Annotated in this window: 19 protein-coding genes; 18 read left to right on the forward strand and 1 reads right to left on the reverse strand. The window is 38.0% G+C overall.

Annotated features, from left to right (window positions below):
- Window positions 1-335 precede the first annotated feature (335 nt).
- From OMU_RS08955 to OMU_RS08980, 7 genes are all read left to right on the forward strand, one after another.
- Window positions 336-1259, forward strand: a complete 924-nt coding sequence (locus tag OMU_RS08955; RefSeq protein WP_016179591.1) for a YitT family protein — start codon at window positions 336-338, stop codon at window positions 1257-1259.
- Window positions 1260-1274: 15 nt separating this feature from the next.
- A complete protein-coding gene (locus OMU_RS08960; protein ID WP_016179592.1) occupies window positions 1275-2480 on the forward strand; it encodes a hypothetical protein in 1206 nt (401 codons plus the stop codon).
- A gap of 26 nt (window positions 2481-2506) precedes the next feature.
- On the forward strand, window positions 2507-3502 hold the full coding sequence (locus OMU_RS08965; protein WP_016179593.1) for a SepM family pheromone-processing serine protease: 996 nt from the start codon (window positions 2507-2509) through the stop codon (window positions 3500-3502).
- 43 nt (window positions 3503-3545) lie between these two features.
- Window positions 3546-4658 (forward strand): M20/M25/M40 family metallo-hydrolase, encoded by a 1113-nt coding sequence (locus OMU_RS08970; RefSeq protein ID WP_016179594.1) that lies wholly within the window; start codon window positions 3546-3548, stop codon window positions 4656-4658.
- Window positions 4659-4974: 316 nt separating this feature from the next.
- Window positions 4975-5649, forward strand: a complete 675-nt coding sequence (locus OMU_RS08975) for a GTP pyrophosphokinase (protein WP_016179595.1) — start codon at window positions 4975-4977, stop codon at window positions 5647-5649.
- Between the two features lie 198 nt (window positions 5650-5847).
- Window positions 5848-5976, forward strand: a complete 129-nt coding sequence (locus OMU_RS23905) for a hypothetical protein (RefSeq protein ID WP_016179596.1) — start codon at window positions 5848-5850, stop codon at window positions 5974-5976.
- Window positions 5977-6215: 239 nt separating this feature from the next.
- Window positions 6216-8768, forward strand: coding sequence for an HAD-IC family P-type ATPase (locus OMU_RS08980; protein ID WP_016179597.1), 2553 nt, complete (start codon window positions 6216-6218; stop codon window positions 8766-8768).
- Between the two features lie 9 nt (window positions 8769-8777).
- Here OMU_RS08980 and mafR read toward each other — a convergent pair whose 3' ends face one another.
- On the reverse strand, window positions 8778-10226 hold the full coding sequence (gene mafR / locus OMU_RS08985; RefSeq protein ID WP_016179598.1) for a global transcriptional activator MafR: 1449 nt from the start codon (window positions 10224-10226) through the stop codon (window positions 8778-8780).
- Between the two features lie 154 nt (window positions 10227-10380).
- On the opposite strand from mafR, the gene OMU_RS08990 reads away from it, so the two are divergent.
- The 11 genes from OMU_RS08990 to celB all read left to right on the forward strand — a co-directional run bounded on the left by OMU_RS08990 (window position 10381) and on the right by celB (window position 26535).
- On the forward strand, window positions 10381-11307 hold the full coding sequence (locus tag OMU_RS08990; RefSeq protein WP_016179599.1) for an aldo/keto reductase: 927 nt from the start codon (window positions 10381-10383) through the stop codon (window positions 11305-11307).
- Between the two features lie 667 nt (window positions 11308-11974).
- Entirely contained in the window at window positions 11975-15460 is a 3486-nt protein-coding gene (locus tag OMU_RS08995) for a MucBP domain-containing protein (protein WP_016179600.1), read from the forward strand.
- Between the two features lie 877 nt (window positions 15461-16337).
- Window positions 16338-17543 (forward strand): glycine C-acetyltransferase, encoded by a 1206-nt coding sequence (locus tag OMU_RS09000; RefSeq protein WP_016179601.1) that lies wholly within the window; start codon window positions 16338-16340, stop codon window positions 17541-17543.
- 40 nt (window positions 17544-17583) lie between these two features.
- Complete coding sequence (locus OMU_RS09005; RefSeq protein ID WP_016179602.1) at window positions 17584-18585, forward strand: NAD-dependent epimerase/dehydratase family protein; 1002 nt, start codon at window positions 17584-17586, stop codon at window positions 18583-18585.
- Between the two features lie 244 nt (window positions 18586-18829).
- Window positions 18830-20182, forward strand: a complete 1353-nt coding sequence (locus OMU_RS09010) for an APC family permease (protein WP_016179603.1) — start codon at window positions 18830-18832, stop codon at window positions 20180-20182.
- Window positions 20183-20387: 205 nt separating this feature from the next.
- Entirely contained in the window at window positions 20388-21821 is a 1434-nt protein-coding gene (locus OMU_RS09015; RefSeq protein WP_016179604.1) for a 6-phospho-beta-glucosidase, read from the forward strand.
- Window positions 21822-21916: 95 nt separating this feature from the next.
- Entirely contained in the window at window positions 21917-22231 is a 315-nt protein-coding gene (locus OMU_RS09020; protein WP_016179605.1) for a PTS cellobiose transporter subunit IIB, read from the forward strand.
- A 15-nt stretch (window positions 22232-22246) separates the two neighbouring features.
- Window positions 22247-24268, forward strand: coding sequence for a BglG family transcription antiterminator (locus OMU_RS09025; RefSeq protein WP_016179606.1), 2022 nt, complete (start codon window positions 22247-22249; stop codon window positions 24266-24268).
- 12 nt (window positions 24269-24280) lie between these two features.
- Window positions 24281-24595 carry a PTS cellobiose transporter subunit IIA gene (locus OMU_RS09030; RefSeq protein WP_016179607.1) on the forward strand — a complete coding sequence of 105 codons (315 nt, stop codon included), beginning with the start codon at window positions 24281-24283 and terminating at the stop codon, window positions 24593-24595.
- A gap of 42 nt (window positions 24596-24637) precedes the next feature.
- Complete coding sequence (locus OMU_RS09035) at window positions 24638-25147, forward strand: hypothetical protein (protein WP_016179608.1); 510 nt, start codon at window positions 24638-24640, stop codon at window positions 25145-25147.
- Window positions 25148-25161: 14 nt separating this feature from the next.
- Window positions 25162-26535 (forward strand): PTS cellobiose transporter subunit IIC, encoded by a 1374-nt coding sequence (gene celB, locus OMU_RS09040; protein ID WP_016179609.1) that lies wholly within the window; start codon window positions 25162-25164, stop codon window positions 26533-26535.
- Window positions 26536-26557 lie beyond the last annotated feature (22 nt).

Genomic DNA, 26557 nt, shown 5'->3' on the forward strand with positions numbered 1-26557 from the left:
GGAATATTTTTGTTCACTCTGCGGCAAGAGAAAATATTAAAAAAGCAAAACCTCACTTAGAAAACAAGAGATATCCATCTATGCTTTTTCAAGAAGTCCTTCCATTACGACCAATTTTTTCACAGCCGCATAGTTGTTTAAGCAGATACTAATAGCCTAAGAGATAACCATTTCTCTTAGGCTATTTTTTATTAAATACGCCAATATTAAAAAAACAGTAATGCTCTCAAACAAATTTTTTCCAATTTTTAGAAATAGTTTGTTTGAGAGGGCGGTATTAATTTACTAAACTAGCACCATACTCATTAAGGAGTTATTACGAAAGGGGAAAGGGTATGAAAGAAAATACTACTTTAAGCTTAAAAGCAGGAGCGAAAAAAAGAAAATCCGTTGTCGATAGAAAAAATAAAAGCGATACGCTATTTTCTTTTCTGGTGCAACTACTAAAAATATCAGTGGCGGTATTACTATTAGCCATTAGTATTAATTTATTTTTAGGACCGCATGATATTGCCGCTGGAGGCGCCAGCGGGATTGGGATTTTAGCAGAATCAGCGTTAGGAATCGATCGTTCATGGGTCGTCCTATCATTGAATGTTGTTGTTTTAATTTTAGCTGCTTTATTTTTAGGAAAAAAGATTTTCTTCAATACGTTAATTGGGAGCTTGTTGTTTCCTTTAGCATTACGTATAGTACCGATCGGTATGCTAACTGAAGATCGTTTACTATCAGTTATTTTTGGAAGTATTGTTTTTGCAGTCGGAGTAGCTATTTTATATAAGATCCAAGCATCTAGTGGAGGAACAACAATTCCACCGCTGATTTTTGAAAAATATTTTGGTATGAATCCATCACTAGGACTATTGTTTACTGATATGGTGATCGTATTTATGAGTCTTTATGTTTTTGGTTTCGAAGAGTTTTTGTTCGCTATTTTATCTATTGGGATTACTTCAATCGTTATGAATTATATTGAAAATGGTTTGAAGAGAAGAAAGGCGATTATGATCATAAGTCAAGACTATACAAAAGAAATACGCGATCAATTAACAAATGAATTGGATAGAGGTATGACAGTATTCGACGCTAGAGGCGGAAAAAATGATTGTGATAGAGAAATGATCATGGTAGTGGTGACTGGGCAGGAGTATCCGTTGGTTAGAAAAATCGTAGATGAGATTGATCCTAAAAGCTTTATGATCACTTATAATGTGGCAGAAGTTCATGGCTTGGGATTCACGTATCATCCGATTCAATAATAAGGAGGAAAAATAATGGAACCTATATTAGCTTTTACTATTGTAATGTTTATTTGGACGATTGGGGAGTTTGTATCAAACAAAAGCAAGGCTTTGATTTCGATGATGTTAGTAGCTTCTTTGATCTTTTTGGTGGGGTTTGCAACAGATTTATTACCTCATGATCTGATTCAGGACTCAGGATTGTTAGGCTTAGGAAATGCTGTTATTGGGGTAATTATCGTTCATTTAGGAACAATGATGAGCTTTAAAGATTTGAAGTTGCAGTGGAAGACCTTTGTTGTAGGATCGTTAACAGTTGTTTTAATGACGGTGATTCTAATCTTTATCGGTGAATTGATCTTTGACAGAAATATTGCCGTAGCTGGCACCGCATCAATAACCGGAGGGACACTATCGATTTTAATGGTGCAGGAAAAAGTAAATGAGATTCAGAATGCTGGCGGCGATCTAGGGATTTTATCTAGTTACTTATTAGCAGTTTTTCCGCTCTTGATACTAAACTTAAAAAATTTGGTTGGTTTCTTATTTACGGCGAATATTTTGAAAAAAGAAGCGCTTCGCGTGAAGAAGCAATATCGTGATGGTAAGCTGACTTTTTTTGAACAGGAAGTAGCTGAAAATACTACGGAGGCTAAAGAAAGTATTTTACCAGATTTTTTACGGACACCTTATGGCACGTTATTTTTGCTGGGACTGACAATGTATGTTTCTCGATTTTTAAGTCAATTAACTAATGGGACAGTAAATGCTTTTGTGATTGCCTTACTATTGGGAATCATTTTGCGACACTTCAGAATTCTGAAGCCTAATGCATTATCATCTACCGACTCTTTTGGTTTGCTAATGATTTCCATCATGGTTATTGCGTTTGGTCCATTAGCAGATATTGTTCCGGCAGATCTATTGCATTTGATTGGTCCAATTGCTTTCTACTTAGCAGCAGGTTTGGGGATAATCTTTATAGCGTCATTCCTTATCGGTAAAAAGGTCGGTTACTCTGGTTCATTGTCGATTGCTGTAGGTATGACAACCTTGTTTGGATTTCCAGGAACAATGGTCTTAACCAAAGAAGCAGCTGCAGCTGTAGGGGAAACAGAAGAAGAAATCGCTGTAATTGAGCAAAATATTCTACCGATCATGGTAACGGCAGGATTTTCTACAATAACGATAACTTCTGTCATTACCGGAGGGTTGATTGTTGGGTTGATGCTGGGATAAGTGTTCATTGATAAAAGAGGTTGATTATGAAGAAATTTAGTAAATATTTTGTGATTGCTTTGTTAAGTGTTGTAGTTGTATATTTTGCTTTTTTTTACAGAATTCCTGATTTATATATAACTAAGCCGGGTCCAGTAGCAGATGCAATGGAAATGGTGTCGGTAGCAGACCACACCTCAAAAAGTGATTCAGAAATTTTGGTGACAACAGTCAAACGTGAACAAGGTACGGTATTTAAGCTAATCAGGGCCTTGATCCATCCTTATCAAAATCTAACAAAAGAAAGCCAGAACTACGAAACGGTAAAACAGGATAGCAGAGATGTTCAGCGGGCTTTCATGGAAAATTCTAAACAAACAGCAGTGATGGAGGCTCATAGACTTGCTGAAAAGGAGAAGGAGCTTGATTTTGTTGGAATACGAGTGATGAATATTAATCGAGATGTGCAAAACTTGAATTCACTGAGAATAAACGATGTCATTCTTTCAATAAATGGTGAAGCAGTCACACCTAGCGCTCTAGCCTTACTCCCACAAAAATTAAGGGCAGCACGAACCGAGCTTGTTGTTGCGAGGGAAGGTAATAAACAGGAACTATCTATCCCGAGAATTACAAGAAGCGGCTATTTATTAAACGGTGTACTGGCAGTGACTGCCAACGAATCAATTAGCATAAATTCTAAAGGATTCGGCGGACCTTCAGCTGGGGCGATGTTAACCTTAAGTGTTTATCAGCAAATTACAGGTCAGGATCTGCTAAATGGAAGAACGGTTGCTGGTACAGGAACGATAGAAACGAATGGTAGTGTCGGACTTGTTGGCGGAATTCCGCAAAAAGTCTACGCCGCACATAACTCGCAAGCGGATATTTTCTTTGTCCCTTATCTGGGAAATGAAGAAGGAACTTTTTCAACAAACTATTTTGAAGCTAGAAAAGTGGCAGAGGATATTCAGACTGAGATGAAAATTGTGCCCGTTGGAGATATGGCTGATATTATTGAATACTTGGAATTGAATGGTTAAGTTGTCATTTCAAGAGTATCAAAAATAAGAAGGAGGAAAAATTATGGATACAAAACGATTGGTTAAAACATTTATTGAGTTGGTTCAGATTGATTCTGAATCGGGAAATGAAGGAAAAATACATGAATATTTAAAAAATAAATTTATGAAGCTTGGCTTGGAGATCGTGGAAGATAACAGTAAGGAAGATACCGGATTGGGTTCAAACAATTTAATTGTTAGGCTTCATGGAAAAGACCGCAATAAATTGCCTCTTTTCTTTTCCTGCCACACTGATACAGTTTCTCCGGGAAAAGGTATTGAAGTGATTGAAGAATCAGGGATTTTATCCTCTAAAGGAGAAACGATACTAGGTGCAGATGATAAAGCGGGAATCGCGATTATCATCGAAGCGATTGAAACAATTCAAGAACTAGGCATCACAACAGGAGATTTAGAGTTTGTTTTTTCTCCAGGAGAAGAAATTGGATTAATTGGTGCATCAGCCTTAGATATGCAGCTGATCAACGCCAAAAGTGGATATGTTTTAGACAGCGGCGGAGAGGTAGGTCGTGTGACTATAGCCAGTCCGACATTATTTATGTATGAGATTCAAGTAAAAGGACAATCAGCGCATTCAGGTATAGAACCAGAAAAGGGAATATCTGCTGTTTCAATTTTATCAGAAGCCTTACAAAAAATTGAGATAGGTCGTATTGATGAGATGACAACCGCGAATATCGGAACAATTAATGGAGGGAACGCGACAAATATTGTTATGGATTCGTTGGTGCTAAAAGGAGAAGTACGTTCAGTATTGCCAGAAGTAGCAGAACAATTACTCAAGGAAATAGAAGAGGCCTTTAGTGCAGCAGTGCAAAAATATGGCGGCTCCTTTGAGATGACGGTAGAAAAAATGGCCACTGGGTACAATATTCCTGATGAAGCAGTGATAATGAAAAGGTTAGATAAGGCAATGCATAAACAGGATCTTTCCTTGATAAAGGAGATTAGCGGCGGCGGAAGCGATGCTAATATTTTTAATGAAAAAGGAAAAGAAGTTGTTAATTTGTCTATTGGCTATGAAAAAATTCACACGACTGAAGAATATATAGCTGTTGCAGAAATGGAGAAGGCTGTTAAATTGGTGATTGAATTGGCGGAGATGGCTTCTTAAGGATTAATAGTCGATAGAAATTTTTTATGAACAGAGGACTTTCAATAAATCGTTGAATGAGCGGAATAAATCAAGAAAAGGGGAAAGAGCATGCTTGCAATAAGTGCTATTTTGTTAGCTAGTGTCTTATGTTTTTTTAAGATCATTCTAAAATGGTGGAAAAAAACTTTTTCTGCAACAGAACAGCTGATGATCTCGTTATTATTTGTACTGTTCTCTCTATTACTAATTATTCTTTCCTCTGTTCGTTTATTTTTTAGACTGTGAACGAAACTAGCAATGCCTGTACTATAAATTTTATGAGTGGTGGGGAAAAATGAACGAAATTCATTCATTTCAACAAAAAGAAATCCAACAAGCGCAGTTTTTTTATGAATGTGCCATGAAGGAATGCGAAACAAAATTTCAAATTCTTTTTTCTGAATTATTAATGAAAAATGAACGCTCATCTATTCAAGGAGTTAGCTCAAGAGTAAAGACAAGTACCTCGATTTATGAAAAGTGTGATAGAAAAGGAATCCCTATAAAATTGGATGAAATTCTGTCGAATATATTTGATGGTGCCGGTGTTCGGGTGATCTGCTCTTATATCGATGATGTATACCGAATCAGAGAAATGTTCCTTGGTCAAGATGATGTGATTTTATTAAATGAAAAAGATTTTATCGAATGTCCTAAGGCAAATGGCTATCGCAGCCTGCATCTGATTGTTCAATTACCCGTTTTTCTATCTAATATGAAGAAAAATGTTGTTGTGGAAGTTCAGCTTCGTACAGCAGCGATGGATTTTTGGGCCAGCCTTGAGCACGAATTAAAATATAAAAGTGATAATAAAGATCCGGCGTTAATAAATGAGTTGCGCGTCTGTTCAGATAAAGCGCATCTATTAGATGATGAAATGATGGGGCTGAGAGACCGAATCATCGAGTTTAATCAAAAGCTAGAACGCTCTAAAAAGGACACTGAGTTTAGCCGTTTTCTTAATAGATAAAGCTTGACTATTTTTTTCTCGTGATCCGGTCGCTTAGAATCCTTTCTAGTGTAAATTTTTGAGAGAAAGAATGAGCATATTAGGAGATACATAGAATTACTTGTGCTATGGTAAATATATACAATGATCGAGACATTTAATCTAATTTTAGTTACTGTGTTTTTCAACAATAATCAAAACACTTAGGAGGGAAATCGTATGAAATCACTATTTAAGTTTATGGTTGCTAGTACACTTATTGTAGGCGGCGTTTTAGTAGCAGGAACAATTTTGACAACGAAGAAGATCGACAAATACGGCGACGATCTGCAAAACTTTTTACACTAATCTATTCTCAGAATCACACTTTCTTGTTTGGAAGTGTGATTTTTTTAATTATTGGGAAAGTACAAAATTTCCATATAAATAAATCGTTTTGCAGCAGGCATATCCATGTCAGGCTTTACGAACTCGCGGGGCATTTTTCAACACAATTATTTCAGACTTCCATGAAATTACCGACCTTAATAATTGTTATTTATAGGTATACTTAAGGTATCGAATGAATGATATGGAGGAATACATATATGAAATGGTATAAGCAATCAATTGAAGAGGTTTTAACTAAGGTGGATTCACAAACTACAGGGTTATCTAAAGAAGAACGTGAGGCCCGTTTGAAAAATAATGGTCCGAACAAAATGGAAGAAAAAGAACAAGTAAAATTATGGCGGAAAATCGCAAAGCATTTTACTGATTTATTGATGATCGTATTAATCGCGGCTGCTTTGTTGAAGTTTGCGACAGGTGAGTTGGCTGAAGGTGGAATTATTTTTCTAGTTGTGATTATCAACGGTTTTGTCGGTTATTGGCAAGAACGTAAGGCAGAAGAATCGTTAGATGGCTTGAAGCAAATGATGGGACAAGAAGCGACTGTTCTAAATGAGGGTCAGCCGTTAAAATTGGATTCAGAAAACTTGGTTAAAGGGGATGTAGTGATCCTAAAAGCAGGGGATGTTATTCCAGCGGATTTGCGTTTGATCGAAGTTCATGATTTAACAGTTGAAGAATCAATCTTAACAGGTGAATCTGAGGCAGTTGAAAAGACAGTGGCGGTGATTTCGCAAAATGCCTTAGCTGGCGATCAACTAAATATGGCTTTCTCAGGAACACTCGTACAGACGGGTTCAGCTTTCGGAGTAGTAGTTGAGACTGGAGATGCAACAGAAATTGGAAAAATTAATCACGCGCTGCAATCGATCCAAGCACAAACGACACCGTTAGTTAAAAAGATGCATCAATTGAATAAACAAATTTTTAGAGGGATTTTGGCATTGATCGTTTTCCTCTTATTCTTTACAAGTTTTAGATATGGAATGGATTGGAGCTTGCTGTTTTCTGCGAGCATCGCATTGATCGTTGCGATGATTCCAGAAGGTCTGCCGGCAGTTTTAACGATGATCCTTTCAATGGGGGTCAAAGAAATGGCTGATGAGAACGCGATTATTAAAGCCATGCCTGCGGTAGAGACGTTAGGGTCAATGACGGTGATCTGCTCGGATAAAACCGGCACGCTTACAAAAAATGAAATGACTGTACAGGAAGTCGTAACAGAAGATCTGCCGCGGGTCAAAGAAATCATGAATAATTGTCAGGACTTAAAGACCAAAGATCATCAAAAAATTGAAGACATCCATGGCAATCCCACAGAACTTGCATTATTGAAATATATAGCGGAAGAAGAACAGCAATTAAAACCTGTTGCAGCGAAAATTCCCTTCAGTTCCAGTTACAAGTATATGGCAACAATGCATAATGATGGAGAAAATCAACTTATCTTTGTTAAGGGAGCACCTGAAGTATTATTGGAAAAAGCTGATTTAACAAATGAGGAGAAGACGAATTGGGAGAAACGTGGGTTAGAATTAGCTCGTAAAGGTCAACGTGTATTAGGCTTTGGTTATAAAAAAGTATCTTCAGAGGAGTTAACCCACGAGTCATTATCAGGTTTAACGTTTGTTGGTCTGGCAGGAATTATTGATCCGCCAAAAGAAAGTGCCGTTCGTGCAGTTGAACAGGCGCAGCAGGCAGGTATCTCAGTCAAGATGATTACTGGTGATCATAAAGCAACGGCGCAAGCAATTAGTGAACAGGTCGGTTTGAAGCACACCTCTAAAATTTTAGAGGGGACAGATATTGACAGCATGACAGACGAGGATTTAGCGGAGGCAGTTGGAAAAGTCGATGTCTTTGCTCGAACGACACCAGATCATAAGCTTAGAATCGTAACGGCTTTACAGAAAAAAGAGGAAGTCGTAGGGATGACTGGCGATGGCGTGAATGATGCGCCGGCATTGAAACAGGCGGATATTGGCATTGCGATGGGAATCAAAGGCAGTGAAGTTAGTAAACAGGCAGCGGATATGGTATTAGCGGATGATAATTTTTACACGATCGTGAAGGCTGTTAAAGAGGGACGAAGGATTTTTGATAATCTGCAAAAAACGATTAACTTCTTTTTACCAACAGCGTTAGCACAAGGGCTGATAGTCATTTTAGCTTTATTGATGAATCAACCATTGCCATTGACCCCAACCCAAATTTTGTGGGTCAATATGGTGACTACGATCACACTATCATATGCTTTGGGCTTTGAAAAAGCGAGCGGCGACACGATGAATCGTCCGCCTAGAGAGACAAAGAAGGGAATTTTATCAGGCTACAGCTTTTTTAGAATCCTGTATGTTTCCCTGCTGATCATGATTCCAGCGTACTTTTTGTCCATGCGCTTTGAGGGGGCGGCTTTACAACAAACGATTCTTTTACAGAGTATTGTTCTAGGGCAAGCGGTTTACATGATCAATTGTCGAGAGATGTTTGATCCGGCAATCAATCGTCGTTTCTTTGAAAATAAATTCTTATTTATCTCATTAGGAATCCTTTTAGTTCTTCAATTAGGAGTGATTTTCCTACCATTAGGACAGCAACTGATTGGGACTACAGCGCTTAATTTGGCACAGCAATTAGTCATTTTAGGAAATGCTCTGCTACTGTTTTTGGTGGTCGAAATCGAGAAGCGGATTAGCAAAGGGATTTTCCGAAGAAAAGAAAAAGCGGTCAGTCGCTACCAAAATGACTAACCGTTTTGACTAAAGATAGGAATGGGAAGTGAGTTCAGTCAATTGGCTGAGCTCATTTTTTGTTGGAATCGTAGATAAGTAGATTACCGGTAGGGGCGTTGAATTCAGCGGAACATTAGAAAGTATCACGTCTCCGGTTTGAATAATTTCTTCTTGTAACTGAGAAACCTCAAGCGGAACTAAGTTGATCCGTTTACCTAAAAGGTCTGCTAATTCTTGTTGTAAAAAAATTTTCCAGGCTGGCTCGCTTTGAAAAATAAAGAAGACTGTTTTCGTATGAGGTCGAACCGTGAAAATTGCCTGCTGACTTAGCAAGGAAAAGAGATTAACAAAATAGCTCGTATCTTCAATCGTAGAAAACTGCGGCAGACTATTAAAAAGTGCCATACTTTTTTCATTTAGAAAGGCGTATTCCTCATGTCTTTGGAGAAGCAGCTCCTGATACTCTAATTGAAATTGCTCCGAAAGTGCGGGTGATTCAGCATACTTTAATAGTAGCAACAATAAATTTGTTTGTAGATTTGTCTGAAGTAACTCTTGTAAATTTAGTCTGTCTGCGATTTCCTGAACGATTTGTTGAGCTTTCTCTCGTAGTAAGGGATAGTCTTCGGTAAGGGCGTTTAAAACATTTTTGCCTAGATGATTATCATAATTCCAGCTTTCTAAAAAGCAGAAGAAAGCAAAAAAGATTTCCTTATCTTTCAGATAGACCCCCTCTTTTTTGTATAAATCTTGAAGAGAGGGTGCATAAAGAATAAATAGTGAATCATTTGCATCAAAGTTGAAATCATTGATTGAACAACCTGCTTTGATCCGGATACTGTTAATAAAGAACCAACAAATTCCAAAAATTTGTTCTGTATCTACAACTAGCTCTTCGGTTAATTCTTTTGTTAAGAAACGTAAATAATGCTCCTCATGAATCGCATAATCTTTAAAAAAATAGTTGTTATGAGTAAAGGGCAGCAGCAGACGATGATAAAAAATTCGGATGGCACTTTCTTCGCCATTCAAGTAGGCTCGTTTGGAAGTTAAATGAATCTTGATATTAAAAGACTGAAGGTGATGATTGATTTTTGTTCGATGACGTTTGAGTGTTTCATAGGAGACACCCGTTTCATCAAGAAAACGCGGAATGTTCAATTCCTTTGTAAAAAATAATTTTTTGATCAGCTGCAAACTGACCGAATGGGGCAAAAAGGACTCCCAGATATCATTAGTTAATGAATTTTTTTGTGAGCTCAAACGAATGCCACTTTTATCGGAAGCTAATACCCAATGTTCTGGCAGATAACTACGAATCAGCTGCAGATCAGAAAAAATGGTTCGCTCAGTGGTGTCAATTTTCTCCGCCAGTTCTTTAGATGTCAATTGGGAATGATTAAGCAGCTGTTCCAAGAGTAGAATCTGGCGACGGATGTCTTTTTCAGTGATAATTTTTTTCAACATTGAGTACATAATAGGCCACTCCTTTGAAAATAAGCATACGAAGAAAGGGTTAATGGGTCAAGCACAAACTTTTTTGACTAGGGGTTAGGGATTTTTTTTATGGGAAAAATAGTCTATACTTCTATAGGTAAGAAAAAATGCTTTTCCAGAGAGGATGGACATCATGTTACAACGAAAAATTGGCAACAGCTATTGGGAAACCTCCGCAATTGCTTTAGGCATTATGCGAATGGCAGCGTTAACGCCAACAAAAGCAGCCGCAGCTTTAGAGGCTGCTTTAGAAAGTGACATCAATTTTATTGATTCAGCAGATATGTACGGAGATGGTAAATCAGAATTGGTTTTTGCTGCTGCTATGAAAGAAGCGGGCATTTCTCGTGATCAATTTTTTATTCAATCAAAGGGCGGAATCGTCACTGGTGATGAAAAACGCTATGATTTTTCTAAGCAGCATTTATTGGATTCAGTTGATGGCATCTTGAAACGGATGGAGATCGACTATTTAGATAGTTATCTATTGCATCGTCCCGATCCATTGATGGAGCCAGAAGAAATCGCAGAAGCGTTTGATATCTTACAGGCAAGTGGAAAGGTTCGTCACTTTGGGGTATCAAATTTCAATCCTGAACAGTTCCAATTATTGCAATCACAGGTAGATCAAAAATTATTGATGAATCAATTGCAATTTTCGATTATGCACACGGGAATGATTGATTATGGAATGCACACGAATATGACAGATACTCGCTCATTTGATCATGATGGTGGCATATTAGAATTTTCTCGTCGTAAAGGTGTAACAATTCAAGCCTGGTCTCCATTCCAGTATGGATTCTTTGAAGGAGTTTTTGTTGATAATGACAAGTTCCCAGAGTTGAATGAGCTATTAGACAAATTAGCGAAAAAATATGATACGAATAAAAATGCGATCGCAACCGCTTGGATTTTGCGCCATCCAGCAAATATGCAAGTGATCTTAGGTACCATGAATCCAGCCCGCATTAAAGAAAGCGCAGCAGGTGGAGACGTGACCTTAACGAAACAAGAATGGTATGATGTGTACTTTGCAGCAGGAAATGACCTGCCATAAAAAGTAAGAGAACAAATCTTAGAAATATAAGAAAAGCAAGAATCAGCAATTATGTAGTTGTTGTTGATTCTTGCTTTTTAATTTGCTTAATTTCCGAAATAATTTTGATAAATTACTTAAAACGAGACTTTATCTTTATTTTCTTGTCAAAAAAGATTGAAACACTCATAAAAGAATCGCTGCATAACTTTACTGAAGCTTTGGTAATACGAAATAAATTATAGAAGATATTTTTTTGAAAGTTTATCCTATATTTTAATTAAAAAACAGTTGATGTTTTTTCTTTTATAAATTACAATGATTACAAATAATTCAAATATTATTTAATTTTTGAAGATAAAAGATAATTATAAATCTATTGGACTGACCACTTAACGAATAATAAGTGAAAATTAATCTAACAAAACTATATTCATAGTATGTGTTTTTTAGATAATGAAAAGAGCATGATTTTAAAATAACGAATGTTTTTATTGAAGGCTATTCGACAGTTGCTTGTAAGGGGACAACGATGACAGTTTACGATACTTAAATAGAAAAAAATGTCGCCTTTGTGTTTGGTTTTATAAGTATAGTAAAAATGTATAAATTGGACGTTTGCGTATGTGTAAATAAAACATTTTACAAAAAAATATAGTTAATAATTTGGATAGAGAGGAAGATAAAAATGAAAAAGGATAAATGGATTGTTTTATTTGGTTTTGTTTTAAGTATTTTCTTATTAGGAGCAGCGGGACAAACAGTATCAGCTGATGAAGTAACGGTTAATACTGTAGCTGATCTTCAGGATGCAGTAAAAAATGCGCCAGAAAATCGAAAAGTTACACTTGGCGGAAGCTTTCCGACAGATATTGGGGCTACAATCGCTCTGGTAGAATCACCGTATCAAGTTGAGGTTGATGGCGCTGGTATCACACTTCAATCTACTACAAGTAAACAACTGTTTTCTTATGGGGGCGGTACTGGAACGGCAGCCTCAAGTTTGACTCTTAAGAATTTTACGCTTGAAGGTTTAGGGAATAATACGCGAGCTTTAGCAGTTTCTGGGTATAAAGGAGAATTTATTCTCGAGAACACAATCGTCAATAATTTTCACGGATATGATGATGGAGGCGCCTTCTATACTAGTGGGAATACAACACTGAAAAATAGCACGTTCTCAAATAATGTAAACAATGCATCAGGATATTCAGGCGGTGCAATCGCGAGTAAAGGGTACTCGGCAAACTTTAAAGCCTACAATTCCAAATTTATTGCGAATGAAACAAAGCAAGTAGGAACAGGAAACGTCGGTGGTGAAGGCGGAGCGATTTATTTCTTCCAACCGAGTGCTTCAGCAAAATTTACTTTTAAGAACAACTATTTTGAAGGAAATAAATCGGTTGAAGATGTCTCTGGTGGTGGATCGAAGAAACTAGCTGATGGCGGAGCGATCGCCTTCTTTAATACAGTTGATGGAACAGATATTCAGTTTGACGGAAATTCTTTTGTTAGAAATATTGCTGGGGATGATGGCGGAGCGATCTTAATTCAGACCAACGCAAATATTTCGAGTGCAGCGACATTTAGAAATAACACGTTTTATCAAAACAAGGCATTAGGACAAGATGTCTCTGCAAATAATGGTGGAGCGATTCAAATTTATGCCAATGGCGGGATAATGGAAGGCAGAAGAGCCGTCGTTGATTACATCAATAATTCATTTGTTGAGAATGAAGCTGTCTATGATGGTGGAGCCATTGGTAGTTCTGGGTATGTTACCAATTTATCTGCAGGTCGTTATGCGAATAACCTATTTGCTGGAAACAAATCTCGAACAGCCAGCAAGAATAATATTGCAGATTCCAATGTTACTGGAGCTGGAAATATTGAATCCAATCTTGGATACGATAATGGGACAGTTACATCCGTGACCATGGAGAATGTTTTTGGGACCGCTCCGGTTGGTTTAGTTGATAATTACAATAAAATCACTGCAGGAACGTCAGGTGATGCGATAATTGTGCCAACAGTACCAATCGCGCCAGAGAAGCTGGCGGATGATCAAGTTGAGAACTTACGTGAAGTGAACGAAGATCAGCGAGGGTTGCCACGAACAGCGAAAGCAGACATTGGTTCGGTGGAAATTGATTGGATTAAGTATGACAGCAATGGTGGGATTTTTGATCTAGGCACGGCACTGTCGAAATATGAAGGCACGATCTATTATGAAGGAACGCAACCTGAAACCTATTACCAAGTTGGCTATAAGGATTTGAATCAGACGATTCCAGCGGGTACGGATTTAAAAGCAACACGCGACGGGTATCAATTTGCTGGCTGGTCGAAAGAAAAGGATGCGAAAGATCCGGATGAAAATTTAGCCGCTGGTCAAACAATCACAATACCGAAGGGCAACGAGACGTTATACGCTGTTTGGAAAAAATCAGAACCGGTGACGGTCCATTACATGACCTATGATGAAAATAAAAAGCTGGTACAAATTAGTCCAGACGAAATATTAACTGGCGCACTAGGTGCAGAGTATCATGCAAACATCAAGCAGATTGATAATTATGTTTTCTCAGGGGTCAAAGAAGGAGATTCAATTACCGGCTTCTTTAGTGAAGAAGCAAAAGAAATCACATTGATTTATACAAAGGCCGTGAAAGAACAGGGCATCGTTCTTGCACAATATCAAGATGAATCTGGTAAACCATTGATCGGCGACGAAGTTATGACTGGTGAGGTAGGTAGTGAATATACTACGACTCAAAAAGTCATCGATGGCTACGTGTTTAAAGAAGTCGTTGGAACTCCTTCTGGAAAATATGTACTAGGAATTACAAAAGTTGTTTATGTGTACACGAAAATACCTGCTGAACAAGGCAAGGTGATCGTTCATTATCAAGATGAAGAGCAAAATTCATTAAGTCCAGATGTTGAATTAACCGGTGATATTGATGATATCTATACGGCAGAGGTGAAGCCTTTTGATGACTATGTTTTAAAAGGCATCGAAGGAAATGTAAGCGGGAAGTTTACAGCTCATGATCAAGAAGTTACTTTGATTTATGCGAAGAAGGGTTCAGGTACTGAAAAAGGGGTACTCATTGTCGATTATCAAGACGAGACTGGTCATCCGCTTTTAAATAGTGAAGTTACGATCGGTGAAATCGATGAAGACTATGAAACAACACAAAAGAGCATTGATGGCTATACATTTAAAGAAGTTCAGGGAAATGTCACTGGAAAATATGTCGATGGTATTACTAGAGTTACGTATATCTACACGAAAGATAAAGAACCTGAGAAATTAGGTAACCTTACAATTAAGTATCAAGATGAAAAGGGCGAAAAACTAGCAGAAGATTTTACTGATTCACAACCAATCGGGACATCGATTCCGTTGGAGCAGCTGAATAAAACCTTTGAAAACTATGAATTTAAGGAAATTAAAGGATTTACCTCAGGCGTTTACACAGCAGAGGATCAAGAAATTACGGTGATCTATCGCAAGTTGACTGGGAAGGTAATTGTTAATCACATTAGCGATTCTGGTAAAGTATTAGCAAACCCTGTTTTGATGAGCGGCGATGTTGGTGATGGGTATGAAAGTGCGAAAAAAGAGTTCAAAGGCTACAAGTTTAAAGAGACACTAGGTAATTCGACTGGAATATATACATCAGAGCTGCAAATTGTTACTTATATTTACAGTAATAAAGCTACGATCCGGATTCTTTATGTCGATGAACAGGGCAATGAATTAGCACCTGCCGAGCAAAAAATTGGCATCATCGGAGACAAATATGAAACGCAAGCCCAAGCTATCGATGGTTGGACAGTGAAGGAAACGCCAAAAAATGCTAAAGGAAACTATCAAGAAACAGAGCAAACCATCACGTATGTCTACCTTAAAGAGAATAAACCTGCAGCAAACGTTGAAAGTGATACAACAGGAAATGGCGGAGAAAATACAAACAACTCAAATGCTAGTATAACGACCTACCGTTCCACAAAAATACTTCCAAATGCAGGCGGAAGCACTACGGCTACTAGCAAGGTTCTGCCACGTACTGGTGAGCAAAAGAATAATACAACAATTCTTACAGTGTTCGGGTTGTTGCTTCTGACGATTGCTTGTGTTGGCGCAATTAAAAGAAGAAGAGCTTAGAATCAATAAATGCGATATCTAAAAAATGAATAGAATTATGAGTGATTCGGCTGTTTATTTCCTGTAGTCTGCGGGAAATAAACAGCCGATTTTTGATTATATTCAACAGATATCAAGCATTTAACTTTCTCAAGTAGTTCGATTGCTGGCAGCATCGTGATCATAAAGACTTATTCAATATGAAAGGCTTAAACCCATACTGCTTAAATACCGGAACTTATAATTGTCAAAATAACTTTGCTGTTTAACAAACGGAGATTTCAGCGACCTAATCTAAATAAAGAGGCAGTCTTTTGATTCAAGTAATTTTTTTCTATGAAAGGAGGAACTTTTCTTTTTTATTTTCTTCCTTTTTGGCGCTAAGTTGGTCTTAAAATACAAAATCTCAGTTTTATATGAAAATGAATCTCCGTTTTATTTGTAAATGATTAGAACCAGTTTTTGGTGTTGCAAACATTCTGATTCTGTTTTTAATTAAAAAATCAAATTTTCATTGTGACAAAAAGAACATGTCTGACAATAAAAGTATCATTCTTATATTAGCCTTTTTTTAGAATGCGGAAAATATTTTTTGCTAAATTTTGTTTTATTGTGAATAAAGAAACGTTATGTATTGGTAATTTCAGTATGGTAAATTTCTTTCGATTCTTACTCAAAAACCTAAATTTCCAATCATTAAATAAAATTAATTAGAAGAGTTCTAACTTTCATTATAATTCAAGAAATTGTCGAGTGTTAAAGTTGTAAACGGTATCAATCGCTTATAAACTGAGTGTGTAAGTTACGAAAGCGCAAACAAATAAACGAGCTGTTTCTTTTCAATGTCAGAAAAAATAACAACTTTTATGCGCAATAATCAGTATGGAGGAGAATCGTTATGAGTTCAAAAGTTCTTGACCAATTTCTTGAAACGAATTTGGAAGATCTAAAAGAAAAAGGATTGTTCAACACGATCGATGTTTTGGAAGGAAGCAATGGTCCGATCATTACAGTCAACGATAAAAAGATGATCAACTTGGCATCTAACAACTATCTAGGATTTGCTACTCGTCCTGAATTGATCGAAGCAGATGTAGAGGCAACTAAGCACTATGGTGCCGGCGCTGGCGCGGTTCGTACGATCAACGGAACTTTAGACATTCACCAAAAATTAGAAGAAAAAATTGCTGAGTTCAAAGGAACTGAAGCGGCAATTGCATTCCAATCAGGCTTCAACTGTAACATGGGAGCTATTTCAGCAGTCATGAAAAAAGGCGACGCTATTTTATCAGATGAATTGAATCATGCATCAATCATTGACGGCTGTCGCTTATCTGGTGCGAAAATCATCCGTGTGAACCACCAAGATATGGAAGATTTAGAGGCGAAAGCTAAAGCAGCAACTGAAAGCGGCGAATACAACAAGGTGATGTATATTACTGATGGTGTTTTCTCAATGGATGGCGATGTGGCTAAGATTCCTGAAATCGTTGAAATTTGTGAAAAATACAATGTCATTACTTATGTCGATGATGCTCACGGAACAGGCGTGATGGGTCATGGACATGGAACAGTGAAACATTTTGAAATGCAAGATCATATTGATTTCCAAATGGGAACTTTATCTAAAGGAATCGGTGTTGTCGGTGGTTATGTCGCTGGAACGAAGCAATTGATTACTTGGTTGAAATCACAAGCACGCCCATTCTTATTCTCAACCTCATTAACACCTGGGGCTGCGGGTGCTTGTATTAAAGCAATCGACTTGATTGAAGAGCATCCGGAATATGTGGATACACTTTGGGATAATGCCAATTACTTCAAAGCAGAATTAAAACGCATCGGCTATGACATTGGTAAATCAGAAACACCGATCACCCCAGTTATTGTTGGCGATGAAAAATTAGCACAAGAATTTTCTAAGAAATTATTGGAAAACGGCGTATATGTAAAACCAATCGTATATCCAACAGTACCATTAGGAACAGGTCGTGTACGGAACATGCCAAACGCAGGTCATACAAAAGAAATGCTAGATGACGCGATCAAGGTTTACGAAAAAGTTGGGAAAGAACTAGGCATTATCAAAGAAACCGTTCAATAAAAAAATCAAATTTACCATAAATAGAGAGGAAGTCACATCCATGAAAAAAGTATTAATCACAGGCGCATTAGGACAAATTGGTTCAGAATTAACAGAAAGACTCCGCAATGATTTAGGTGTAAAAAATGTTATCTCAACAGATATTCGTACAGTTGAAGGCAGTCCTGTTGTTGAAAATGGACAGTTTGAAGAACTAGATGTAACCGATTACGAAAGCTTTTTGGATATTGCGAAACGCTATGAAGTAGATACTATTATTCACTTAGCGGCGTTACTTTCTGCTACAGCTGAAAAACGTCCAGCTTTTGCTTGGAACTTGAATATGACTGGATTGATGAATGCCCTAGAAGTAGCTCGTGAAATCGGACCAAAAACGAAATTCTTTGCGCCATCTTCAATTGCAGCTTATGGACCAGATTGCGAACCAGACAATACACCGCAAGATACAGTGATGCATCCTACTACCATGTATGGAGTGACCAAAGTAGCAGGCGAATTATTAGAAAACTACTACCATGATAAATACGATGTAGACAGCCGTTCAGTCCGCTTCCCAGGATTAATCTCATATAAAGTAGAGCCTGGCGGTGGTACAACAGATTACGCAGTAGATATCTATTACGAAGCATTAAAAAACAAATCTTACACATCATTTATCGATAAAGGAACTTATATGGACATGATGTATATGGATGATGCGATTGAAGGAATCGTGAAATTAATGAACGCGGATGCTGATCGTTTAGAACACCGCAACTCATTCAATATCACTGCAATGTCCTTTGAACCAGAACAAATTGCCGCATCAATTCGCCGTCGGATTCCAGACTTTGAATTGAAGTATGACGTTGATCCAGTTCGTCAAGGAATCGCTAATTCATGGCCAAATTCGATCGATGACAGTGATGCTCGTAAAGAATGGGACTTCAGTCCAAGCTTTGATTTAGATAAAATGACTGATGAAATGTTAGAAAGATTATCAGAAAAATTTAAGGCAGAAGGCATCGAAACAAAAGTGTCTTTTGATAAAGTGAACTCGTAAAACGGCAGAGGTTTCTTAACAGAACATGAGGAGGAACTAAGAAAAAAGGAAATGTTTAAAATAACGTTTCCCTTTTTCTTTCTCCATGTTAAAATAATGTCCGGACAAATAAGAGAAGTTATTAAATAGTTGTTATATCGCAATTTTTTGTTCTCTTTCTTTTATGGAATAACTTCAGCTGTTTGTTTTAAAGATCAAGTTAAGAAGTGAGCAAAAGCCACTTCAAAAATTAGGAGGAAAAATTATGGCAGTCGACCAACAAGAACTCGTGGGTTCACAACCATCTGGTGAACTAAAGCGAACAATGACGTTCTTCCCAGCTCTTTCGACAGTAATGGGTACTGTAATTGGGGCGGGGGTATTCTTTAAAGCAGCCAGTGTTGCTGCAGTAACTGGATCAACGAGTCTGCACATGTTGTCGTGGTTCCTAGGCGGTCTGATCAGTGTCTGTGCGGGACTAACGGGTGCAGAATTAGCAGCAGCTATTCCGGAAACAGGCGGTATGCTTCGCTACATCGAACGTGCGTATGGAGAATTTTGGAGTTTCTTACTTGGATGGGCACAGGTAGTCATCTACTTCCCAGCTAATGTAGCGGCTTTAGCAATTATTTTTGCCACTCAGTTCAAAAATCTATTTGGTATGAGCGATTCAACGATCATTCCGATCGCAATCGTGGCAGCAGCTTCAATCATGTTGATCAACTTCTTAGGCTCAAAAGCTGGCGGAATGTTCCAATCAATCACGTTAGTTTGTAAGTTAGTGCCTTTAGCATTGATTGTCATTTTCGGTTTGATACGTCAAGGCGATGTGTCTGTCAGCTTATTCCCAGTTCAAGCCGGTCCAGCAGTTGGCGGTTTTGCTCCAGCTTTAGGTGCTGGATTGTTAGCGACAATGTTTGCTTATGATGGCTGGATTCACGTTGGAAACATCGCAGGAGAATTGAAAAAACCAGCACGTGATCTTCCTCGAGCAATTGCAGGCGGGATCTTAGGAATCATGGCTGTTTACTTATTGGTACAATTTGCTTTCTTGCGTACGATTGATATGTCTGCGTTAGCTGGGAACGAAAATGCGGCGATGGACGTTGCTGGAAAAATCTTCGGCGGCATGGGCGGTAAGTTAGTAACGATCGGGATCTTAATCTCAGTATATGGAACAATCAATGGTTATACGATGACAGGGATGCGTCTTCCTTATACGATGGGTCTTGAAAAGCAATTACCTTTCTCAGATAAATTAGTGAAATTAAACAAAAATCACGTACCTTATATCGCTGGGATTCTAGAATTAGTCATCGCTATTGCTATGATGATGGTGGGCGGATTCGATATGCTAACAGACATGTTAGTCTTCGTTATCTGGATCTTCTACACATTAGTTTTTATCGCGGTAATCAAATTGAGAAAAACTGAACCAGATTTGGTTCGTCCTTACAAAGTACCGCTTTACCCAATCATTCCGATTGTTGCGATTATTGGTGGGGTATTTATCTTAGTAATGACGTTGATCAACCAATTCCAATTAGCGATGGTTGGGATTGCCATTACAGCATTAGGTATTCCTTTCTACATTTACTTGAAGAGAAAATATAAATAGAAACGGCTGATTTGACTCAGGACTGTAAACTATTCCGACAAAAAACATCTAAGGCAGATTTTCTGCTTTAGGTGTTTTTTCTATTCTATGTATAGAAGAAAAGCCGTTGCCAAGAAATTACCACAACGATATGGTAATTGTCTGTGTTCTAAATGGAAACGCTATCTTTTATGATGGGGTTAGAAAGAGAAAGGATGGTTGATTTATGACAGGATTTTCAAAAGATTTTTTGTGGGGAGGTGCAGTAGCAGCGCATCAGCTTGAGGGAGCTTGGCAAGAAGGCGGCAAGGGCATCAGCGTAGCGGATGTGATGACTGTCGGTGGTCCTGGTATTCCACGTAGAATCACGGAGGGTGTCCTTGAAGGAGAGTATTACCCAAACCATGAGGGCATTGATTTTTATCATCGGTATAAAGAAGATATCGCACTTTTTGCTGAAATGGGTTTTAAATGTTTCCGAACCTCGATTGCTTGGACAAGGATCTTTCCAAAGGGGGATGAGGATGTTCCAAATGAAGCTGGGTTAAAATTTTATGATGATCTCTTTGATGAATGTTTGAAGTATGGGATTGAGCCTGTGGTGACACTTTCGCATTTTGAACTGCCGTATCATCTAGTTACTGAATATGGTGGATTTGCCAATCGTAAGGTGATTGATTTCTTTGTTAGGTTTGCTGAAGTTTGCTTCAAGCGCTATAAGGACAAAGTCAAGTATTGGATGACCTTTAACGAAATTAACAACCAAGCCAATTACAATGATCAATTTTTCCCGTTTACGAATTCAGGAATTTCCTATAAGGAAGGCGATGATCGCGAGCAAATCATGTATCAAGCGGCTCACTATGAACTCGTTGCCAGTGCAAAGGCGGTTCAAATCGGCAAAGCAATCAATCCAGATTTTGAAATTGGATGTATGATCGCTATGTGTCCCATCTATCCGGCAACGTGTAAGCCGGCGGATGTATTGATGGCCCAAAAGGCGATGGAAAAACGGTACTATTTTACGGATGTTCATGTTCATGGAGCTTATCCGGGGTATATGCTGACATACTTCGCTAGAAAAGGGTATGATTTAGATATCACCTCAGAAGATTTAGCCGAATTGAAAAAAGGAACAGTCGATTATATTGGCTTTAGTTATTACATGTCCTTTGCGATCACGCATAAAGAAGACAATGTGTACTTTGACTATCACGAACAGGAAGATTTTGTCAGAAATGAATACCTCAACGTCACCGCCTGGGGCTGGCAAATTGATCCAGAAGGTCTGCGTTATTCACTGAATTGGTTTACGGATCATTATCGTGTGCCGCTCTTCATTGTCGAAAACGGCTTTGGCGCAATCGACGAAAAAGAAGCCGACGGCAGTGTCCATGATACGTATCGGATCGATTATTTCCGTGATCATATCAAAGAAATGAAGAAGGCTGTAGTGGAAGATGGCGTGGAGTTAATGGGTTATACCCCGTGGGGATGTATTGATTTAGTCTCTGCCAATACTGGCGAAATGAAAAAACGTTATGGGTTTATCTATGTTGATCGAGATAACGAAGGAAATGGTACGTTAGAACGCAGCAAGAAGGATTCATTTGATTGGTTCAAACAAGTCATTGCTTCAAATGGCGAGGATTTAGGATAAAAAAACGAATCCGCTGTCATTCATGCCTACGTTAAAATAAGAGTAGATGAATGTATGGGGATAAGAAATCTATTAAAAATAGGGAGGAAAAAACGATGAAAAAAGCTTTGATTATCTGTGCCGGAGGAATGTCTTCATCCGTTATTGCAAAAAAAACAACCGAGAGTCTGCAAGGAAAAGGAAATGAGATTCAAGTCGACGCGACTTCGCAATCCCAAGGAGCAAATACCATCGCTAAGGATGAATACGATTTGTATCTAGTTAGTCCGCAAACCAAAATGTATTTTGACAGCTTAGAAAAAAGTGCAAAGAAATACAATAAACCGATCGTCAATATTCCGCCACAAGCGTATGTACCAATTCCAATGGGGATTGATAAATTGTCTAACGTGATTCTTGAAAATATTTAGTAAGGGCTGATAACCATGTTGAGCAAGCGCGAGACACAAATCCTAAAATTATTATTTGACCATAAGCATACGTATTTGACGAGTCAAGAAATCGCTTCAGGAATTGATGTTTCCAATCGAACAGCTAGAAAATATCTTCATCTGCTTGAGGATGCATTAAAGCAAGAATCACTTGCTACAATTGAGGCAAAACAAGGAAACGGGTACCAGTTGAAAATTGAGGATGCTAGGCGATTCGACGAATTTTATCTTGAAGAGGTCAAAAGTCAAATGGCTTCTAAAGATATCACAACGATTCAAGAATCAAATGATCGACAATACTATATTTTGAACCGTTTGTTTTTTGAACAAAGTGCTGTCTATGTTGATGCCATAGCCGATGAACTGTTTGTATCTCGCTCAACGATATCAAATGATTTAGTAGAAATAAAAAAACTAATCACGCCTTACCAAATCGAGCTTCAAAGCAAAAGTAATAAAGGGATTTTCATTGTCGGAAATGAGCAAAATATCCGTCACTTCATTATGAACTATTTCTTTATGGAGCGGTTGCATGACAATTTATTTGCCTTTTCCATGTACGCGAACTTATTGGAAGGGATCAGTGTTGAAGAAATTGTCATTATTGTTTTAGATGAATGTCGAGAATCACAGTTAAAGCTTTCAGATTTCATCGTTTATAATTTAGTCCTTCATATTGGTTTGGCGATCAAACGAATCCAAAATGGCTTTTTTATGGATATTCAGGCGCCGATATCTTTTGATGAAGATTCGATTGAATATCAAACCGCTTTGAAAATATTAGCCAGAATCGAGCATGCGGTAGGGATTACGTTTTCTTCGGAAGAAGCGGATTTTATTGCTCTTCATTTAAAAAACAAGATTACGGCGAAAACAATTTTTAAAAAAGCGGATGCAACTGAAGAGCAAATCCGAGCACAATTGCTTGAAACATTGAAGGCCATTGATCAGGATACACCATTTGATTTAGAACACGATACGATTTTGATTGATGGATTAATGCTCCATTTTATCCCGCTGTTAACTAGACTGCAAAATAACTCTAGTATCGAAAATCCGCTGCTAGAGGAAATTAAGACGCAATACCCGGATTTGTTTGAATTGACGGTCAACTATTTTTCGAAAATGCCGGTGTTTAAATCATATCAAGTGACTGAAGGGGAGTGGGCCTATCTTGCGATCCACATCACAGCGGCGGTGGAACGCTACTTCAATGAACAGAAGACTCATGTATTGGTCATCTGTGCCACCGGGTTAGGCAGCTCGCAAATGATCAAAAATCGGCTGGAACGCGAATTTGGTTCGAGAATTTTGATTGAAAAGGTCATTAGTTATTATGAAATCGCTGAACAGGATTTAAGTCACATTGATTTAGTCATTTCTTCGATTAATTTAGGAAATATTGTCTTAAATGCACCAATCGTCAATGTCAGTGTTTTCTTAGGAAAAGATGACATTCAAAAAATCAATCATGAAATATCTAGTAATAAGGGTAGCCATTTCGTTGCAGGTCGAAAGGAAAGCGATCGAAAAGAATTGGTTGAAGAACAAGTTGAATTAATTGAGCGAAGTTTCAAACCTGATTTATTCTATTTTGTCGGAGAACATTCAACCAAAGATGCTGTTTTAAGAGAATTAATCAGCAAAATTGAAGCTGTTGAAGGAACCGACTTGCAAGAAAACTTTTTAAAACAATTAAAACTGCGTGAATCCTACAGCTCCGTCGTATTTTCTGAATTTATGGCGGTTCCGCATCCCATCGAAGCCTTGACCAAAGAGGGGCATGTGGCCGTTGCGGTAGCACCTGAAGGGATTACTTGGGACAAGGAATATCAAAATATTCAGTTAGTTTTCTTATTATCACCGGATAAATTTGGAAAGTTTGAGATAGACAAGGTTAGTCAAATGCTGGTTGAGATTATGGAGGATGATACCTTCAGGAAAGCCTTAGCCTTCAGTGATACTTTTGATAACTTTATAAAAGCGTTTATTGATCAATTTAAAAAAAGAGAGTAGAAGGAGAAAATAATGGACTCAGAAAAATTACAAGAAGCAGCATTTGAAATTATTTTGAGTAGTGGGGATGCCCGAACACTTGTACATGAAGGCTTCAAAAGTATGCGTGAAGGAAACTATGAAGAAGCAGAGGTACATTTGAACGAAGCAAATGATTCACTAGTCAAAGCGCATAAAGCGCAAACCGAACTCCTGCAGCAATATGCCAGCGGAGAAAAAATTGAAATGGAAATTATCATGGTACACGCTCAGGATCACCTGATGACCACTATGACCTTACGGGAAGTTGCGATCGAGATGCTGTCGTTATATCGCAAAGTATCGTAAGAAATGATAGTCATTAGTTTGAAATAAAGAGGAGAACAGACGATGGATAAAGAAACTGTTAGTCAATTAAAAAAAGAAACGGCATTGAAGAATTTTCGCTACAATCGTTTCCTTCTACTTAGATACTTATTAGCTGGTTTTTTCTTTACTAATTTATATTGGTTGCTTTCTTTGGCTATGAGCAGAAGTGCTTGGTCATTGCTGCCGCTGGGATTAATAGTGCTTTCAGTCCCTGCCATCGCAGAACATTTGCGACTTTACGGCTATCCATCAGATGATGTTCGCAATCAGTTAAAATGGCATCGCTTGTATCAAATGACCCAAGGAATAATCAATCTTGTTCTATTGGTATCTGTTTTGACCAATTTTGGGTTCGAACAAGTTTTTCCATTTTTCACAAATAGTGCAACCAGCAAAGGATTTGTCAGCTGCATTTTATTAGTCGGTATGTTGTTGTCAGGAATTATTTTAAAACGCATTCAGAGCATTTATAGTCAGAAAGATAGACACGCCTCATATATTACAGAGTTCAGTAAACTAAATAATAAATAAAGGGTGATTAAAAAATGGACGGATCAAATAACAAAGTCTTTGCTTTTTTAGAGAAAAACCTGATGGGCCCTATGGGGAAAATTGCCTCACTAAAAGTTGTGCGAGCGATCATGGGTGCTGGTATGGGCGCAATTCCATTTACAATTGTCGGTTCCATGTTTTTAGTGTTCAATATTTTACCAATGACCTTTCCGTTTCTAGAAGGGATCTTCAATTCAACCTTCTTTAAATTTGAAAGTCTTTATATGTTAGCAAATAGTACAACGATGGGTATTTTGGCATTATATTTCTGTGTTGGATTAGGCTATGAATATACAAAAATTATTGCTGAAGAAGAAGAATTGAACATGGCGCCGATCACAGGGGCGTTACTATCAATCTTCGCTTTCTTCTTATCAATTCCGCAATTAATGATGGAAAAAGGCAGCATCGTTCGTTTGACGAATCTTGACGAAGGAATTATCAACGGCTGGGCAATCGGCGGTGATGGGGTCTCTCGTTTAGGAACAGTCGGGATCTTTACTGGAATTATCATGGCAGTGATTGCTGTTCGGCTTTATCGTTTATGTGTGAAGAGAAATTGGGTCATCAAAATGCCAGAACAAGTTCCAGAAGGCGTATCAAGAGCCTTTACCGCATTGATTCCAGCCTTTGTGGTTGCTTTTGTTATTTTAATCATTATTGGCATTTTAGTTTTCTTTAATACAGATATTTTCCAATTGATCGCGATTCCGTTTGGTTTCGTAACCAAATTAACCAGCAGCTGGATCGGTGTTATGGTCATCTACTTCTTGATCCATGCGTTGTGGATCGTGGGGATTCATGGTGCCAATATCATTTCTTCATTGATCGCTCCGATTACTTTAGGAAACTTGGCATTGAATGCTGATGGCGCGCATATTCCGTTAGCTGGTGAATTCCAAAATGCCTTCGTAACCATTGGAGGTTCGGGTGCGACGTTGGGCTTGTGTCTCTTCTTAGTTTATATGGCTAAATCAGAACAGTTGAAGGTATTAGGAAAGGCTTCAATCGTTCCATGTCTCTTCAATATCAATGAACCGTTGATCTTTGGTATTCCATTGATCTACAATCCATTCATGGCGATTCCATTCTTCTTGGCGCCAATGGTTTCGGCATCAATTGCTTACTTCGCGATCCAATTTGAATTGATTCGTCCAGTAATTGCTAATATGCCATGGCCTTCACCAGTCGGAGTCGGTGCCTTTATCAGTACTGGCGGTGACTGGAAAGCAGCTTTAGTTGCGATTATCGGTGCAGTAGCAGCATTTGTCATCTATTTACCATTTGCTCGTGCCTACGATAAGAAATTGGTCGATGACGAAGTGGCTAGCACAGAAGAAACTGCTGGAGACAGCGTTTCAGTATAAATACTCAGAGAAAAAATAGCTG

The sequence above is a fragment of the Enterococcus avium ATCC 14025 genome, from assembly GCF_000406965.1.
In the GTDB taxonomy this organism is placed as follows: domain Bacteria; phylum Bacillota; class Bacilli; order Lactobacillales; family Enterococcaceae; genus Enterococcus_A; species Enterococcus_A avium.